This window comes from Chryseobacterium taeanense (genome assembly GCF_900099685.1).
Classification (GTDB): Bacteria; Bacteroidota; Bacteroidia; order Flavobacteriales; family Weeksellaceae; genus Chryseobacterium; species Chryseobacterium taeanense.
In genome coordinates, this window is the sequence record NZ_FNDW01000018.1 from 20,477 (window position 1) to 36,904 (window position 16,428).

The 16,428-nt window shown below is 37.0% G+C and carries 17 protein-coding genes; 13 read left to right on the forward strand and 4 right to left on the reverse strand.

The window, feature by feature from the left end:
- Nucleotides 1-164: 164 nt before the first annotated feature.
- The 7 genes from mfd (at nt 165) to pth (ending at nt 8,682) form a co-directional block, all read left to right on the forward strand.
- Nucleotides 165-3,533, forward strand: a complete 3,369-nt coding sequence (mfd, locus tag BLR30_RS17075; protein ID WP_089861501.1) for a transcription-repair coupling factor — start codon at nt 165-167, stop codon at nt 3,531-3,533.
- A 118-nt stretch (nt 3,534-3,651) separates the two neighbouring features.
- Complete coding sequence (locus BLR30_RS17080) at nt 3,652-4,467, forward strand: hypothetical protein (RefSeq protein ID WP_089861503.1); 816 nt, start codon at nt 3,652-3,654, stop codon at nt 4,465-4,467.
- A gap of 19 nt (nt 4,468-4,486) precedes the next feature.
- The gene (locus tag BLR30_RS17085; protein WP_089861505.1) at nt 4,487-5,302 is read left to right on the forward strand and encodes a hypothetical protein; all 816 of its coding nucleotides are present in this window, start codon (nt 4,487-4,489) and stop codon (nt 5,300-5,302) included.
- A 3-nt stretch (nt 5,303-5,305) separates the two neighbouring features.
- Nucleotides 5,306-6,055: a hypothetical protein gene (locus BLR30_RS17090; RefSeq protein WP_089861508.1), complete on the forward strand. Its 750-nt coding sequence runs from the start codon at nt 5,306-5,308 to the stop codon at nt 6,053-6,055.
- Between the two features lie 86 nt (nt 6,056-6,141).
- Nucleotides 6,142-6,996: a hypothetical protein gene (locus BLR30_RS17095; RefSeq protein ID WP_089861510.1), complete on the forward strand. Its 855-nt coding sequence runs from the start codon at nt 6,142-6,144 to the stop codon at nt 6,994-6,996.
- Between the two features lie 102 nt (nt 6,997-7,098).
- Nucleotides 7,099-8,031: a hypothetical protein gene (locus BLR30_RS17100; protein WP_089861512.1), complete on the forward strand. Its 933-nt coding sequence runs from the start codon at nt 7,099-7,101 to the stop codon at nt 8,029-8,031.
- Nucleotides 8,032-8,118: 87 nt separating this feature from the next.
- Complete coding sequence (pth, locus tag BLR30_RS17105) at nt 8,119-8,682, forward strand: aminoacyl-tRNA hydrolase (RefSeq protein ID WP_089861514.1); 564 nt, start codon at nt 8,119-8,121, stop codon at nt 8,680-8,682.
- A 28-nt stretch (nt 8,683-8,710) separates the two neighbouring features.
- Here pth and BLR30_RS17110 read toward each other — a convergent pair whose 3' ends face one another.
- Entirely contained in the window at nt 8,711-9,133 is a 423-nt protein-coding gene (locus BLR30_RS17110) for a hypothetical protein (RefSeq protein WP_139164657.1), read from the reverse strand.
- Nucleotides 9,134-9,721: 588 nt separating this feature from the next.
- On the opposite strand from BLR30_RS17110, the gene BLR30_RS17115 reads away from it, so the two are divergent.
- The 3 genes from BLR30_RS17115 (at nt 9,722) to BLR30_RS17125 (ending at nt 12,393) form a co-directional block, all read left to right on the forward strand.
- A complete protein-coding gene (locus BLR30_RS17115) occupies nt 9,722-11,113 on the forward strand; it encodes an RtcB family protein (RefSeq protein ID WP_089861518.1) in 1,392 nt (463 codons plus the stop codon).
- A gap of 79 nt (nt 11,114-11,192) precedes the next feature.
- Nucleotides 11,193-11,891 (forward strand): peptide chain release factor H, encoded by a 699-nt coding sequence (gene prfH, locus BLR30_RS17120; protein ID WP_089861520.1) that lies wholly within the window; start codon nt 11,193-11,195, stop codon nt 11,889-11,891.
- Nucleotides 11,878-12,393, forward strand: a complete 516-nt coding sequence (locus BLR30_RS17125) for a tetratricopeptide repeat protein (RefSeq protein WP_089861522.1) — start codon at nt 11,878-11,880, stop codon at nt 12,391-12,393. Before prfH ends, BLR30_RS17125 begins: the two co-directional genes overlap by 14 nt.
- A gap of 79 nt (nt 12,394-12,472) precedes the next feature.
- On the opposite strand, the gene BLR30_RS17130 is transcribed toward BLR30_RS17125, so the two are convergent.
- Nucleotides 12,473-12,763 (reverse strand): cytochrome C, encoded by a 291-nt coding sequence (locus BLR30_RS17130; protein WP_089861524.1) that lies wholly within the window; start codon nt 12,761-12,763, stop codon nt 12,473-12,475.
- A gap of 18 nt (nt 12,764-12,781) precedes the next feature.
- Entirely contained in the window at nt 12,782-13,072 is a 291-nt protein-coding gene (locus tag BLR30_RS17135; RefSeq protein ID WP_089861526.1) for a c-type cytochrome, read from the reverse strand.
- 385 nt (nt 13,073-13,457) lie between these two features.
- On the opposite strand from BLR30_RS17135, the gene meaB reads away from it, so the two are divergent.
- The gene (gene meaB, locus BLR30_RS17140; RefSeq protein ID WP_089861528.1) at nt 13,458-14,441 is read left to right on the forward strand and encodes a methylmalonyl Co-A mutase-associated GTPase MeaB; all 984 of its coding nucleotides are present in this window, start codon (nt 13,458-13,460) and stop codon (nt 14,439-14,441) included.
- Between the two features lies 1 nt (nt 14,442).
- On the opposite strand, the gene BLR30_RS17145 is transcribed toward meaB, so the two are convergent.
- Nucleotides 14,443-14,988, reverse strand: coding sequence for a DUF4251 domain-containing protein (locus BLR30_RS17145; RefSeq protein ID WP_089861530.1), 546 nt, complete (start codon nt 14,986-14,988; stop codon nt 14,443-14,445).
- Between the two features lie 104 nt (nt 14,989-15,092).
- On the opposite strand from BLR30_RS17145, the gene BLR30_RS17150 reads away from it, so the two are divergent.
- Together BLR30_RS17150 and BLR30_RS17155 are read left to right on the forward strand one after the other, a co-directional pair.
- Entirely contained in the window at nt 15,093-15,899 is an 807-nt protein-coding gene (locus BLR30_RS17150; protein ID WP_089861532.1) for a M48 family metallopeptidase, read from the forward strand.
- Nucleotides 15,900-16,002: 103 nt separating this feature from the next.
- Nucleotides 16,003-16,317, forward strand: a complete 315-nt coding sequence (locus BLR30_RS17155) for a hypothetical protein (protein ID WP_089861534.1) — start codon at nt 16,003-16,005, stop codon at nt 16,315-16,317.
- The last annotated feature ends 111 nt before the right edge of the window (nt 16,318-16,428 follow it).

Genomic DNA, 16,428 nt, shown 5'->3' on the forward strand with positions numbered 1-16,428 from the left:
ACTTTTTATTTTGGATTTTAATATAAATTAAGAACCACGGGGGTTTTTGATATCATTAATAGATAGCAATACCTTTTAAAAGATTAATAAGTCTTATCTTTGTAACAATCAAACGGTTTCGGAAAACTCCCGAAATCGCTTTTGCCGTTTATACAGAATTATTTATGCAGTTAAAAACAATCAGTGAAAAGTTTCTTCCGGATCTGCTTCAGAAAGAATTTGGAAAAGAAATTTTCATTCAGCTGGAAAATCATCAACATATATCCGTAAAAGGCAGCGCCGGATCTGCTGTCTCTGTTTTTGTTGCGGAACTTTTTCTTACCCATAAAAAGCACATTCTTTATATTATTGATGATAAAGAGGATGCGCTGTATGCCAATACAGAAATGGAAGATCTTCTGGGAAAAGATAAGGTTTTGTACTTTCCGGCCACACACATGGAGCCTTATCAGGTAGAAAAAACACAGAATGCAAACCTGGTTTTAAGAACTGAAGCCATCAATAAAATTACCTCGGAAAAATCTCCTAAAGTAATTGTTGCCTATGCCGGTGCACTTTCTGAAAAGGTTTTAAAAAAAGAAGATTTCAAAGCGATTTCACATCATATAAAAACAGGAGATCAGCTTGATTTTGATTTTGTGGATGAATTACTGAACCACTACAATTTTCAGCAGACCGACTTTGTTTCAGAACCCGGAGAATTTTCTGTGAGAGGAGGAATTGTAGATGTATTTTCTTTCTCCAATGAAAAGCCTTACCGTATTACTTTTTTCGGTAACGAGATTGAAAGCATTAAAACTTTTGATATCGAAACACAGCTTTCAGTAGATAAAGTAAAAGATTTTCAGCTGGTTTCCAATATGAATTTCACAGTTACCGGAAGCAGGGTTTCTTTGCTGCAGTTATTACCAAAAGAAAGCATAGTCGTTTCTAAAAATGGGATTACAGCTATGCAAAAACTGAAAACCTTCTACGAAAGGGCATTGGAAAAATATGATACTTTAAATAAAGATATCGCGCACAGAACGCCCCAGGAACTTTTTATTTCCGATCAGGAATTTTTATTTGATTATAAAAAGTTTAAAACAGTAGATTTCGGAAGTTTTTCCATTGAAGGCTTGATCGAGCTGGAAGAGATTAAAATAGATCAGATTCCTCAGCCATCTTTTCATAAGAATTTTGAATTATTAATTGAAGATCTTGAAGAAAAACAAGGCGAAGGATTTGATACCTGGATTTCTTTTTCAGGAGAAAAGCAGAAAGAACGGCTGGAGTCTATCTTCGAGGAACTGGAACATCAGCTTCCTTTTAAAAGTTTTAAATCTGAGCTCCACGAAGGATTTGTAGATCACGGCCATAAATTGCTGGTGTACACAGATCATCAGATTTTCGACCGTTACCAGCGGTACAAAGCAAAAAATACATTTGCCAAATCGGAACAGCTTACATTAAAAGATTTAATGTCCCTCAAAATAGGGGATTATATTGCTCATATCGATCATGGAATCGGAAAATTCATGGGATTGGTAAAGGTGAATAATGACGGTAAAATCCAGGAATGTTTTAAACTTACTTATAAAAACGGAGACCTGCTTTATGTAAGCATCCATTCACTTCACAAGATTTCCAAATATAATGGTCCTGAAGGGCGTGAAATTGTTCTGAGTAAACTGGGATCTCCAAGCTGGAAGTCTTTAAAGCAAAAAACAAAAGCTAAAGTAAAACAAATCGCTTTCGATCTTATAAGACTTTACGCACAAAGAAAAACTGCAAAAGGCTTTGCCTATACACCAGATTCTTATTTGCAGAATGAACTGGAAGCAAGTTTCATTTATGAAGATACTCCCGATCAGGAAAAAGCAACCATTGATGTAAAAAAGGACATGGAAGCAGATACTGTGATGGACAGACTTGTCTGCGGAGACGTGGGATTTGGTAAAACGGAAGTTGCCATCCGGGCAGCTTTTAAGGCAGCAACTGACGGTAAGCAGGTAGCTGTTCTTGTGCCTACAACTATTCTGGCCTTTCAGCATTACAGAAGTTTTAAAGAAAGACTTAAAGATTTTCCGGTAAATGTAGATTATATCAACCGTTTCAGAACGGCAAAACAAAAATCTGAAACAATGCAAGCGCTGAAGGACGGAAAAGTAGACATTGTGATCGGAACCCATCAGCTGGCAGGAAGCTCGGTAAAATTCAAAGACCTCGGGTTGCTCATCATTGATGAAGAACACAAATTTGGGGTATCTGTTAAGGATAAATTAAAAACCCTTAAAAGCAATGTCGATACTTTAACCCTTACGGCAACTCCTATTCCGAGAACACTTCAGTTTTCTTTAATGGCTGCTAGAGATTTGTCGGTTATTAAGACACCGCCGCCCAACAGACAGCCTGTTGAAACGCAGTTGGTAGGTTTTAATGAAGAAATCATTCGTGATGCCGTTTCTTATGAACTTCAGCGTGACGGACAGGTGTATTTTATTAACAACAGAATAGAAAACCTCAAAGATATTGCAGGACTGATACAGCGTCTGGTTCCGGATGCAAGGGTTATTACAGGCCACGGGCAGATGGAAGGTAAGCAGTTGGAGAAAAATGTTCTTGATTTTATGGAAGGTAAATATGATGTGTTGGTTTCTACGACAATTGTGGAAAGTGGGGTGGACGTTCCGAATGCCAATACCATTTTTATTAATGATGCGCAGCGTTTCGGAATGGCAGATCTCCACCAGATGAGAGGAAGGGTTGGGCGAAGTAACAGAAAAGCATTCTGTTATCTCATCACGCCGCCTTATGATATGATGACCTCTGATGCCCGAAAACGTCTGGAAGCTATTGAGCAGTTTTCCGATCTGGGAAGCGGTTTTCAGATTGCCATGAAAGACCTTGAGATTCGAGGTGCCGGTGATTTGCTGGGTGCGGAGCAGAGTGGCTTTATTAATGAAATGGGATTTGAAACTTATCAGAAATTGATGCAGGAAGCGTTGGAAGAACTGAAGGATGATAAGGAATTTGAAAACCTGTTTGAAAATGAAGAGGAAAGGAATAAACTCTTTAAAACAACTAAGGATATTAATATTGACACAGATCTTGAACTGATGCTGCCAGACTGGTACATCTATAATACGGAAGAAAGGTTGTTGCTGTACCAGAAGCTTGCCGAAATCGACAATGAAAAAAGTCTTGAAAAATTTGAATCTGAGCTGAAAGACCGTTTCGGAAATCTACCGGAAGAGGCGATAAATCTATTAAAAAGTGTAAGTTTAAAATGGCTTGCATCCGAAATCGGATTTGAAAAAATTGTCATGAAGAATGGTGTCTTTTTAGGGTATTTCCCCGGTAATCCGCAAGACAAGTTTTATCAGACAGATAAATTCCGACATATAATAAATTATCTCACCAAAAACCCTGCGGAAGCTCAACTGAAAGAAAAAGTAGGTAAAGAAGGAAATCAACTGATGATGAGAAAAGACAGAATACAAAATGTGGATGAGGTAAATAAACTCCTGAAATCTATGCTTACAACAAATTGATGTACAAGATTTTGAATATTATGATAAGTTGATAAAGAAGATTTGATTATTTTTTTCATTTTTAAGTAAAATTTGTATTTGGCTATTGCGATTTTGATTAAATTTGCAATCGCTTATTATGAAAAAATATATATTTAAAATATTAGTAGCATTGCTTATTTCATTTAAAATAAATGCTCAGGTAGGGATTAAAACAGATGCTCCAAATGCAACTCTTGATGTAAATGGTGCGACAACATTAAGAAAAGAGCTTAGAGTTGGAGGTACTTCTACGCAAGCCGGAGATCCGGGACTGAACGGTCAGGTGTTGGTTTCCCGGGGAGAAGGTTTGTCTCCCATATGGAAATCTTTGAGTGTACCTTTTGTAGAAGTAGGGCAATACAAACTTATCAATACATATTTAGCGTCTGATCGTAATGGAATAACAAGTCTCTCTGCAGGTATTGCAGCAGATAATGTCTATAAAAGCAATGTAGGAGACGATATCACTGATCTTACTAAAGGGAAATGGGTAAAAATAAATGCTTTTGAAACTAATTTTGATGTTAAAAATGGTAATAACAGAATTACTTACCAGTTTCAGACAGGCGTAGAGATGAAAGCGCCATCTGCAACGACCTCTCAGAGTGTTACTTTTACCTGTGGTGTTTTCAGAAACGGAAAGCTTGTAGCTGTTCGTCCGGACAAAATATCATCAAATAACAATAATCTAAAAAACGGAATGCAGGATTATATTTTTACGCTTAATTATACCGAGCAGAGCGTTCCGGTAGGGAATCATAAAGTTGAGGTTGCGTGTCGTAAAATCAACTCATCAGATATCAATACAGCATTTACAATAGGGCGTAATATAGCAAACAGCAATACAAATTCCAACGCATTTACTTTAGAATCTGAATTTAAAATGGATATCATTGAATTCATTACCTATTAACTGATAAATTTAGCGCCAAATGAGAAAATTAATTTTAATTATAGCAATTATGTCAGGTCTTCTGATCTCTGCACAAATAGGAATAAAGACAGAATCTCCTAAAGCTATTCTTGATGTGAATGGCGATATGAACCTGAGAGGGAAATTATCAGTATTAAACGTTACCAATAATACGATCCCGGAGGCAACCAATGACCAGATACTTGTGTCCCAGGGTGAGGGATATCCTCCTATTTGGAAAAGCCTGCGCATCCCTGATTATGAACAGAATAAATTTTTTCTTATTTATAATAACTCATTTTCAGATAGAAACGGGGTGGAGTTTAGTTTTTCTGAAGAATCCAGTAACGGATCTACGATATCCACTTCACTTATACAGAATGCCAATATAAGTACTTTGAATTTATTTAAAAAAATCCCGCTATTGTCACAAACATTTGAAGTCTATAGTGAGCAGAGTAAAACATATTTTCAATTCGAAACAGTTGTTCATGCAGATTTTCTGGGTAATCAAAGTAATACTGACCAATCAATAGATTATGGCTGCGGAATTTTTGTCGACAATAAACTTGCAAATATGAGGCTTGGAAATATAAAAGCCAGTTCGGCAAACTATCCTTTTCTTACACATAACCAGATCGGAATGATAGGAAACCTTTCTAAAGGCAATCATTCTATAAGTGTAGCATGCGCAAGGCTAAAATCTTACAATACGGAGGCTAGATTAGGAATCGGTATTAATGTCGCTTCAAACATAGACAGCTTTATTACGCAATCCTCCCTCAGAATAGATGTTTATGAGGTTCCTCAGGTATTTAATACAATTATAAATTAAATTATGCAAAAAATATTCATTGTACTCTTATCTCTATTTTCTGCGTACGCTAACGCTCAGGTCGGAATTAAAATTGCAAATCCCGTAGGTGCCTTGGATATCAATGGAGATCTTAATATCAGAGGTCCGCTGAGAACAGGAGGTACAAATACTGTAAAGGGGAATCCTGGTGTAGCCGGAACAATTTTTCATAATAATTCCTCTCTTCTGGAAAATGACTGGAAAGAAATAAAAATCGCTGATGGACAGGGAAGTATGTCTATGTTTTTTGTTAATACAAGATCAGATCAGAATGGAGCGGTGTTCGATGGCGCAAGTGGATCTACAAATCCATATGCTGAAAACTTAGCGCTTGATACGAATGTGTGGACTGTATTACAGGGAACCCAAGACACATTTTCAGTAAGCAATAATATGAATAAAATAGTTTTTACCTTTCAGACTGTTGCGCAGAAAACGGAAAATGGAAGCGCTTCGATCAGCTTTGCATGCGGTATTTTTGTGGATGATAAATTAAAAGCGGTAAGAACGGATGTGGTACTGGGTACAGATGGATCTTACAAAATATTTAATCTAAATGCAACACTCATTAATATTCCGCCGAAAAATAATTATTCGGTAAAGGCAGCTTGTACTAAAAGAAATTTAAACTCGGGAAAATTAGGAATAGGAATTCCTGTTAATGATGATTTTCTGAATAAAACGATGGCTCAATCTATACTTACCACCTCTGTGCTACAGTCTTATCAATAATTAAAGGTTTATTTAATCTGATTTAAAAATTTAATTCCCCTGATCTCAGAAAATCAATTATATTTGGGCTTTTAAATTAATAACTTATGATTAGAAAGTTCCTTTTATCATCTATTTCTGTTTTGGCTCTGAGTATTGCTTTTTCCTGCGACAATACAACGGAAGATCCGCCTAATCAGAATCAGAACAATAACTCAACAGGTACCACAATCACAGGCCCAAGAATTTTAAGTAAAATCACCAGTGGAAATGTAAATATTGAAGAATATATAACCAGTTCGGGGTTTTTATCTCAGGCTTTTATCAGAGATGTAGCAAGCAGCAATACACTTACAGCAACCGTAACGTATTCCGGTGACAAAATTTCAAAAATAAAATATCAGGATAATGTTAATCCACATGTTATAGACAATCTGTACACTCTTACCTATACCGCAGGCAAATTATCCGGAATAACTATGGATCAGACTATCATGTCAATACCAAATCATAGCGATTTTACAGTATATTACGGTGCAAATGGGCAGCTTGCCAGAATTGTTGAAATGAAAAAGCTTGCCGGAAATGCAGATTATACCCATTATCTTGAATATAAATTTACATTCGCAGCCGGCAATGTTGCAAAATTAGAATATACAACCATGCTTATGAACGGAAGCGCTCCTGATACCTCTACAGCATCGACAATGTCTTATGCATACGACAATTATGATTCAAAAATAAATCCTTACAACACTTTACCAAAAGAATATTTCATGGTAACGGGTACGCTGTTTCCTATTAATTCTAGTTGGTTGTCATCCAACAATCCGGGGAAAATTACTTTGATTAATCCGGCAGGACCGGGAGTGAGTGTGCCAAAAGGATATCTGTATGATAATCAAAATTATCCTGTTTCAGACCAAAGCCAGGCAATTAAATATGTATATAAACCGTTATAAGTATAATTTATGTTTAATAGTTTTGCCTTAAAAGGAATAAAAACATGATTTTTATTCAAAAAAAAATTATATTTGTGGAAAAATAAATAATCCCAATTTGGAATGAAACGACTTTTTTATTTTGTTTTACTTATAGTAAGTGTTTCTGCAGTTCATTCTTGCAAAGACTTAGCGGATGAAGACGGAAATCCGCTGCTCGATACCAACACCAATACCGGGTTGAACGGTAAACGCGCTCTTTACAGAGAAATTACCGATTCAGATACATTGGCTACGTATTATTACAACGGTCTGCAAATGTCGAAGGTAACGACAAGAGGAGCTTCTGTTACAGATGTACAGTACAGTGGCGATAAAATAAGCAGAATTACCTTCAGAGGTTTTCTGGATTCAGACAATGACGGAACCCTTGATGTAGACAGTACTTCATACGAACAACAGTTCACGTATGGCGGTACCGGCAGATTAGAATCTATCTCTGAAAACCGCTCTGTGTACAACAGAACTCCTGCTGTACCTCCTACAACTCCTGCAGGACCATGGGTGCTTACTACAAAAAAAGCAAAACTTTATAACTTAGTTTACAGCTCTACAACTTCAAAGCTCAGCAAGATCACAATGAGATCAAGAGACGTGGCTCCCGGAGTTATTGATTATACTGACTACTCAGAAACTTCATATGAATATTCCGGAGATAATGTGTCTAAAGTTGTAAGAAACTACGGGCCTATTATGACGGGAGGCGCATTCGGGACACCAACTGAAAAGCTTGGTTATGAGTACACCAATTACGATGCTCAGATCAATCCTTATACGCTTTTGCCTTTTGCTTATAAAATATCTTCGATTTTATCAACGGATTACGGTGATTACAAAAGCCTCATTCTGTCTCCGAATAATCCTACAAGATATTCGATTTCAGACCTTACGCAGCCAGTTCCTACTCCGATTGTTTTCTCGACAAATTATAATTATGATGCTCAGACCTATATGAAAAGAGGATTTAGTGTTAATTATATTTACAAGCCGTTGTAAGAGCAATTTTAAAAATATTATTAAACTCAATCTTTTCTTAGGTTGAGTTTTTTGTTTTAATACCTTAATTTTGCAAAAAATTTCTCAATGAAATATTTAATAGTAGGTCTTGGAAACAAAGGTGCCGAATACGAAAACACACGTCATAATATAGGATTCAAAGTAGCAGATAAAATAGCAGAGACTCTGGAGGTTTCTTTCAATACTACTAATTTCGGATGGATGGCAGACGGAAAATACAAAGGAAGAAGAGTGCTGGTACTAAAACCCGATACCTATATGAATCTTTCAGGAAACGCTGTAAGATACTGGATGCAGAAAGAAAATATTCCTTTGGAAAATGTACTCATTATAACCGATGATCTGGTACTTCCTTTCGGAACACTTAGAATGAAAGCTAAAGGGTCTGATGCTGGCCACAACGGACTGAAAAACATTAATGAAGTATTACAGACTCAGAATTATGCAAGACTTCGATTTGGGATTTCTGCCGATTTTTCCGAAGGCAGACAGGTTGACTATGTGCTCGGAACATGGAATGAAGAAGAAACTGCCGCCCTTCAGGAAAGAATTGAAAAGTTTGCGAAAGCAGCCCTTTCTTTCGTTTTTGCGGGTATTAACAACACAATGTCTTCCTTTAATGGGAAATAGCTAACTTCTCGATTAGTGGTAGATTATTTTATCGTCTGTAGACAGCGATATCTTTTACAATCTTTTTCTCCAGAAAATTCTTTTCATTCGCTGTAAAGCGGTAATTGTGCTCCTGCTCAAAAAACTCCAGAGGGGTAGTAGGAGCGGCATCTGCCTTCCATTTAATGGCCATTGTCACCTCCTTTTCGGAATTAATATCTTTATCAGAAAAGATAAATATAGTTCCGGGAAGCGGATTGTCACTATCCTCTCTGATGTCGGACTTCGCTTTTGTAGGCTGCATCAGAGCCATATCCTTTAATAAAAGTGAAAAAGGTTTCCCTATATATTTTTCTTTATTAGTTTCAAACTTTCTGGCGTAGCTCAGCGTATCATTAATGATTTTTGTCTTTTGAGCATTTGCCGCCCCAAAAAATAATAAGCAAACTACAGAAATAATGTTAAACTTCATATACATACCAAACATTTGAATTTTGATATTCAAAAGTAGGGATTTTAAATGATTCACAGCCTGATAATAAGAATTTAGAATTAATTGGCAGCTTTAGAAAATATAAAGATTTAGTCGTGAAATTTTAATTTAGATTGTCTCTAAACAAAATTATTATATCTTTGCACCTGAAAATCAAGTCTAACCAATTTAAAAACAACGAAGCAATGTTCAAAACAATACAAAATTCTTCAGTAGGATTGCCGCTTTTAGTGGTAAGGCTTCGTGGTTTGGTACATTCTTAGAACAACAGTATATGAAATATCAAAACCCGAAGTCGCAGGATTTCGGGTTTTTTATTGCGCAATATTTTAAACTTAAAAAAGTTTCCCCCGAAATCTCATTTATAAAAATTCCGGAGCTTTCCGAGTAGCAGACAATTTTTTATTTGAAGCTATTTCCCGCTTTCCGCTATTACTCCTCGCTCGCCTTTCAGGTTCGCTGTGGGGTAGCCGCTGCAATCGGGGCTAGGGATAAAGTTCCGTTTAATAAACCTCATAGGTTTCAAAAACCTATGAGGTTTGAATCAACATCTTTAATCATACAACAATGGGAAATTTAAAACTTAAAGGAAAAGATATATTAAAAATAGGATATCCAAATAATCAGAGTGTAAATATCGCTTTGGAGGTAATGAAAAGAAATTTTGCAACCAAAAATATTCATCATGTAAAATCTCTTTTAAAAGAAATCCTTATCAGTCCGGAGAATTTTGAAAAAGATTTAACCTTCGGACAAATCGCAGAAGCTTTGCTTTCATCTAAGAAAACCGAGAAAAGAATGCTCAATACAAACCGTGCTTCTTTCCAGATTTTCGGAAACAATATTTCTGACGAAGCAAAAAATCAGCTGTACACCGCACTGAAACTTCCTGTCGCAGTTCAGGGAGCATTGATGCCCGATGCACATAGCGGTTACGGACTTCCGATCGGTGGAGTTCTCGCAGTAGAAAACGCAGTGATTCCGTACGGAGTCGGCATGGATATTGGCTGCAGAATGAGCCTCAGCATTTTGGATACTCCAATTTCATATCTCGACGGCGCAAAAGATAAATATGAAAAAGCGCTTGCCGAACATACCAAATTCGGAATGTACGAAACACACAAATCTCACATCGATCACGAAATTTTCGACAGAGATACTTTCGATATGATTCCGGTTTTGAGAAGATTAAAAGGAAAAGCCATCAAACAGATGGGAAGTTCCGGAGGAGGAAATCACTTTGTAGAATTTGGTGAAGTAGAAATTACTGAAGAAGACCAGCAGATTGGTCTTCCGAAAGGAAAATACTTGGGAATTCTTTCACACAGTGGTTCTCGCGGCCTAGGAGCTGAAATTGCGCAATATTATTCAAGGATGGCGACAGAGCAATGTCCATTACCGAGAGAAGCGCAAAACTTTGCCTGGCTGGATCTGAATAGCCATCTCGGATTAGAATATTGGACGGCGATGAATCTCGCAGGAGATTACGCATCAGCTTGCCACAACGATATTCACAGAAGATTAGTGAAAGCTGTTGGAGGAAGGGTAAAAGCAAGAATTGAAAACCATCACAATTTTGCATGGAAAGAAATTCACAATGGAAAAGAAGTGATCGTCCACAGAAAAGGAGCAACACCTGCCAATGAAAACGAACTTGGGATGATTCCGGGTTCTATGACTGCAAAAGGTTTTATCGTGCGAGGAAAAGGAAATCCTGATTCGCTGAACTCCGCTTCACACGGTGCCGGAAGAGCGCATTCGAGAGGTGAATGTAGAAGTCTTTTCACCCAAAATGACATTAAAAAAGAATTAAAACTAAAGAATGTCACTTTAATGGGTGGAAATGCCGAAGAAGCACCGATGGCATACAAAGACATCAACGAAGTCATGAATGCACAAAGTGAACTGGTCGATATTCTCGGAACTTTTCAACCTCGAATTGTAAGGATGGATAAGTAATTTGGTTGTTTGTGGATGGTTGATAGATGATCTATTTCTAATAACCATCAACTAACAACGGTCAACAAAAAAATTAACAATGGACAAACTCATACAAATCACCTCAGGAAGAGGACCTTTAGAATGCCAGTGGGTAGTAGCGAAGGTTCTGAAAATCTTTCTTGAGGAAGCAAAAAATAATAGAATAGATTACGAAATTATTCACCGTGAAAATGGTGATGAAAATCTAACATTGAAATCTGTAACCCTACTTTTGAAATCAAAAAATGTAAATGAATTTTTGAAAGAATGGCTGGGAAGCATTTGCTGGACAGGTAAAAGTACATTCCGCAAACTGCATAAAAGAAGCAATTGGTTTATCGGAGTTTTTGAACTGGCAGGTCTGGAGAAAATCAGTTTTAATGAAAAAGATATTCAGTTTCAGACGACGAGAAGCCAGGGAAGCGGCGGGCAAAACGTCAATAAAGTAAACACGGCTGTTCGCGCCACTCATATCCCGACAGGGCAAAGTGTATTCGTACAGGATTCGCGGTCGCAACTTGAAAATAAAAAGCTCTCTGTTGAAAGGTTGAAAGAAAAAGTGCTGGAACAAAATATCATTCAGCTTCAGAAGAGAATGCAGGAAACCTGGAACAATCATTTGCAGGTGCAAAGAGGAAATCCGGTTCGTACATTTTCCGGGACAGATTTTAAAAAGAATTATCAGGAAAAAACTTTCAAAAAGCAAAGAAGCCAACTGAAAAATGAATTAAAAAACTACAGAAATGACCTTAACTAAAAGTAAATATTACTTCGAAGCATTGGATAATTATCCTTATTACTTGCCGGATTGCCTGGAAGCATTGAATTATGCGCTTTCTTATGATCCGGAAGATGCAGACAGTCTTTGTCTGATGGGAAGAATTTACAGCGAAATGCTGAACGATTACGAAAAAGCGAAGATGTATTATGAGGAAGCTATGCAATGTGATATTACCAATGTGAATACACCTCAATACTACATTAAATGTCTTTTGGATAATGAAGATTTTCACGAAGCCGACAAGCTGATCGCGTATTCATTGAAAATTAAAGGTATTGACAGAGCTACATTGTGGCTCTACAGATCGCTGCTATCAGAAAAAAGAGGAAGTTTTGCCAATGCTGTAAAATTTCTGGATGAAGCCGAAAAGTATTGCTTTACCGAATGCAGCCTGAATCTGGTAAAGGATCGCAGGAAATTTGTAAAATCAAAAATTTCAAAGAAAAATAAAATTAAAAAAAAGAAGGAGACGAAATAAGTCTCCTTTTATTTTAGTATCGAAATTATTACGTATTGATTTAGCTTAATTAAATCAAAACCAAACTTTGCGGTGAAATTTATTTTTTATTAACCGAAATCAGATAGTCATAAACCATTTGATGCTGGTCTTCGCTTAATTTAGCTTTCGGAGCCATTCTGCTTAATGTTTTTAGCCAACCCTGATCGTCATGTTTTGAAGGGTCAGGAAGTTTGTGGCATCTGTTGCATGAGTTCTCGAAAATGGTTTTTCCCTGAGCCAGCTGCTCTGAGGAAGTATATTTCGGCCCTGTTACTGCTACACTTTTTGGTCCGCATGACACAACCAGTGATGCGGAACACAGAATCATACCCACAATCAATTTTTTCATAATAATATTTTTTAGTGATTATTTTTTCACAGAAACGATGTAATCGTACACCCACTGATGTTGTTCATCGCTAAGTTTTGCTTTAGGTGCCATTCTGTTCATAATCCCAACCCACTGTACTGAAGTATGGGAAGTCGGATCAGGAAGTTTATGACATCTTCCGCATGAGTTTTCAAAGATGGTTTTCCCCTGCGCGATTTCCTCGGCCGTGGAAGTTGAAGCTACCGGAGTCGTTGCCGTAGAAGCTTTTGGTGTACAAGATGCCAGTAAAACAGCTGCAAATGATGCTGCAGCAATTATTTTTTTCATGTTCAGATTATTTGATTAAAACAAATGTAGCAATTTCCCTTCCTTATTGATAAAGCAGCTTATAATTTAGAAATAATAAAAATTAGGAAAGCTAAACAATAACAATCATTAAAAAGATGCTTATGTTTTCCTGAAAAGCTGCGCAGCTTTTGATTAACTCCTAAGCAAGAGTTGGGTAACTTGTGCGCAAGAGTTACTAAACTCTTAGGCAGGAGTTGGGAAAGTCTTAGGCAAGAGTTGGGTAAAGGAAGGTGTATCCAATTCATAAAACTCAAATATGAGACAGAAGATGCGTTAATTTTAAATAAAAATTATTTTCACAAAAACATCAGACAAAATCAATTGCCTATTGACCATTCATTCATTAATCCTTATTTTTGAATTAATGAAATTTTCTACAGAAGAGCTAATAGAAGGAATACGATCAGGAAACAAACGCCTGATTGCAAAAGCCATTACGTTAGTAGAGAGTAAAAAAGCCGAACATCGTTTGCAGGCTGAAGAATTGTTGAAAAGGATTATGCCTTTTACAGGAAACTCCATCAGAGTAGGAATAACGGGAGTTCCGGGTGCCGGAAAATCAACTTTTATAGAAAATTTCGGGAGACTGGCGATTGAAAACGGGAAAAAAGTAGCTGTTTTGGCAATCGATCCAAGCTCGGCGATTAATAAAGGAAGTATTCTTGGCGATAAAACAAGAATGGAGGAACTCGCCAAAGAAGAGAATGCTTTTATCCGGCCTTCCCCTAGCTCAGGATTTCTGGGCGGTGTAGCCAATACAACTTTTGAAACGATGATGATCTGCGAAGCGGCGGGGTATGATTATATTTTAATTGAAACCGTTGGGGTAGGGCAATCTGAAGTTTTGGTCGCCGATATCACCGACGTTTTTTTATTTTTAAAGATTATTGGTGGCGGTGACGAACTGCAAGGAATCAAACGTGGAATCATGGAAATGGTGGATGTGATCTTCATCAATAAAGTTGATAAAGAAAACCTTCAGAAAGCCAAAAATACCAGACTGGAATTGAAACGGGCGCTAGACTTTATTCCGCCTAAAGAAAAAGACTGGAAAGTTCCCGTTTTGTTGGGGTCTGCGTTAAATAATGAGGGACTGGACGAAGTTTTTGAAAAGATAAATGATTTTATCAATCTGAAAAAGAAAAACCGCCGATTTGAGGAAGTCAGGACTCAGCAGGCAGAAAAAAGGTTTGAATATTGGGTTCAGGAATATATCCTGTCGATGATGAAGAAAGATAATTCTGTGGAAGAAGCGTACATTCGGCACAAAAAAAATGCTTCGGCCATGGTTTCCAATCCCAGTACCGAAGCAAAGTTATTTGTAGAAAAGTTTTTATCTAAAGATTAATTTAAGGCTTTTCTTTCTGTTCTTCATTTTTTGTAATGTATCCGTCGTAGGAAATCGGCTGCCTGTCGTTGCTTCTTATTGAGGTGAAAGCTTTTCCGTTCTTGAAAATCTCAATCGTGATTTCATCTACAGTTGACTGGTCTTTTACTTTAATTTTTACAATCGACTTCCCTTTTCTGCCCTGGGATTTAGTAACAACAAAATCTTTTGAAGTAAATCTGTAGCTATTCTGATTTGAATTTCCGTAGCTTGGATTAAAAACTCTTCCGAAATACGGCAACGTAACATCAAGTTTATCTTTTCTCAGGTCAATGGAATAATTACCTCCCGAAAGATCCAGAATTCTTGTTGAGGTAGTATTGGGAAGTGAATTCATAACATTGATAACATCATAATTCGTGGGCGTTGCCCTTTCTGCGCGGAAAGAAAAATCATCCGAGTTGATAAGAGTTTCTACAGACTTAGCATCCGGTTGCGTCTGCGACGAGCAATTTTGAAAGATCATTAGAAATCCAAAAACAAATATGATGGAAATATACTTTTTCATGAGGGTAAAATTTATTAAATTTAAATAGCAAATTATATGCAAATATATCGTTTCAGAATTATTTTGGAACAAAAATTGTAAACCTTCAAATATACACCCGAACTATGAAAATAAAACACATTTTTGGAATAGGAGCAATCGCTCTTACTGTCGTAGCTTGTACTACGAACCCAATCACCGGAAGGTCTTCTTTGCAGCTGGCAAACAATTCGGAAATACTTACGATGTCTGCTCAGGAATACAAATCAACGCTTGATAAATCTAAAGTAATATCAGGAACGGCTGATGCAAAAAGAGTTGTAAATGTTGGATCGAGAATAAAATCTGCTGCAGAAAGATATTATCAGTCAATTGGGCGTTCTGCAGATCTTGCCAATTACAGCTGGGAATTTAATCTTATACAGAGCAATGAACTTAACGCATGGTGTATGCCTGGCGGAAAGGTAGCTGTCTATACCGGAATTTTACCGATTACTAAAAACGAAAACGGACTTGCCGTTGTATTGGGACACGAAGTTTCTCACGCTTTGGCAGGACATGGAAACGAAAGGATTTCTCAGGCAATGGTGGCTCAGTATGGAGGAGCTATTTTAGGAGGAACCATCTCTAATGCGCAATGGGCAAATGTTTTTGAAAAAGTATATCCTATAGGTTCGCAGGTAGCACTGCTAAAGTATGGAAGAAATCAGGAGTCTGAAGCAGATGAAATGGGACTTTATTTAATGTCCATGGCAGGCTTTGATCCTCGGGAAGCAATTCCTTTCTGGGGAAGAATGGAAGCGGCATCGAATGGAGCAAGACAGCCGGAGTTCTTATCTACTCACCCGAATCCTGAAACAAGGATCGCAGATATTAACAAAGACTTGCCTAAAGCTTTGGAATATTACAGAGCTGCAGGAGGAAAAATATAAATTTTCACTTTACAAAATAATTTAATCTTGAGTAAGGCCTTATTGAATTTTATTAAATTTGGTAAGGTCTTTTAATTTTTATAATCTCTTTAAATATATTACTATGAAAAATTTAGCAATTACAGGACTTATTCTTTTAAGTTTATCGGTACTTTTATTTTACCTTACGGCTAATAATTTTACATTGAATGATTTGGGAATGCCTCACATTATGGGAATTTTGGGAGGAATTGGTATTGGGCTTATTATAGGAGGAATGGTAGGATACGTGAGTAAAGGGAGCGCTATAAAGGCTGAACAGAAAAGAAAAGAATTTCAAAAGCTTCAGCAGGAAAAAGAAGAATTGGAGAAAAGGGCGGCAGATATTGCAAGACGTGAAGCTGAGCTTGATGCAGCCAATCAAAATCCTCAGCTCTGAAGAACTGAGGATTATTATTTAACCTGAGTTCGGGATAATAATTGAGATAAACTTTGTAAAAAATAGCAATAATTCGTATATTTAAGTTTCTGACATTCAAATATTTAAACG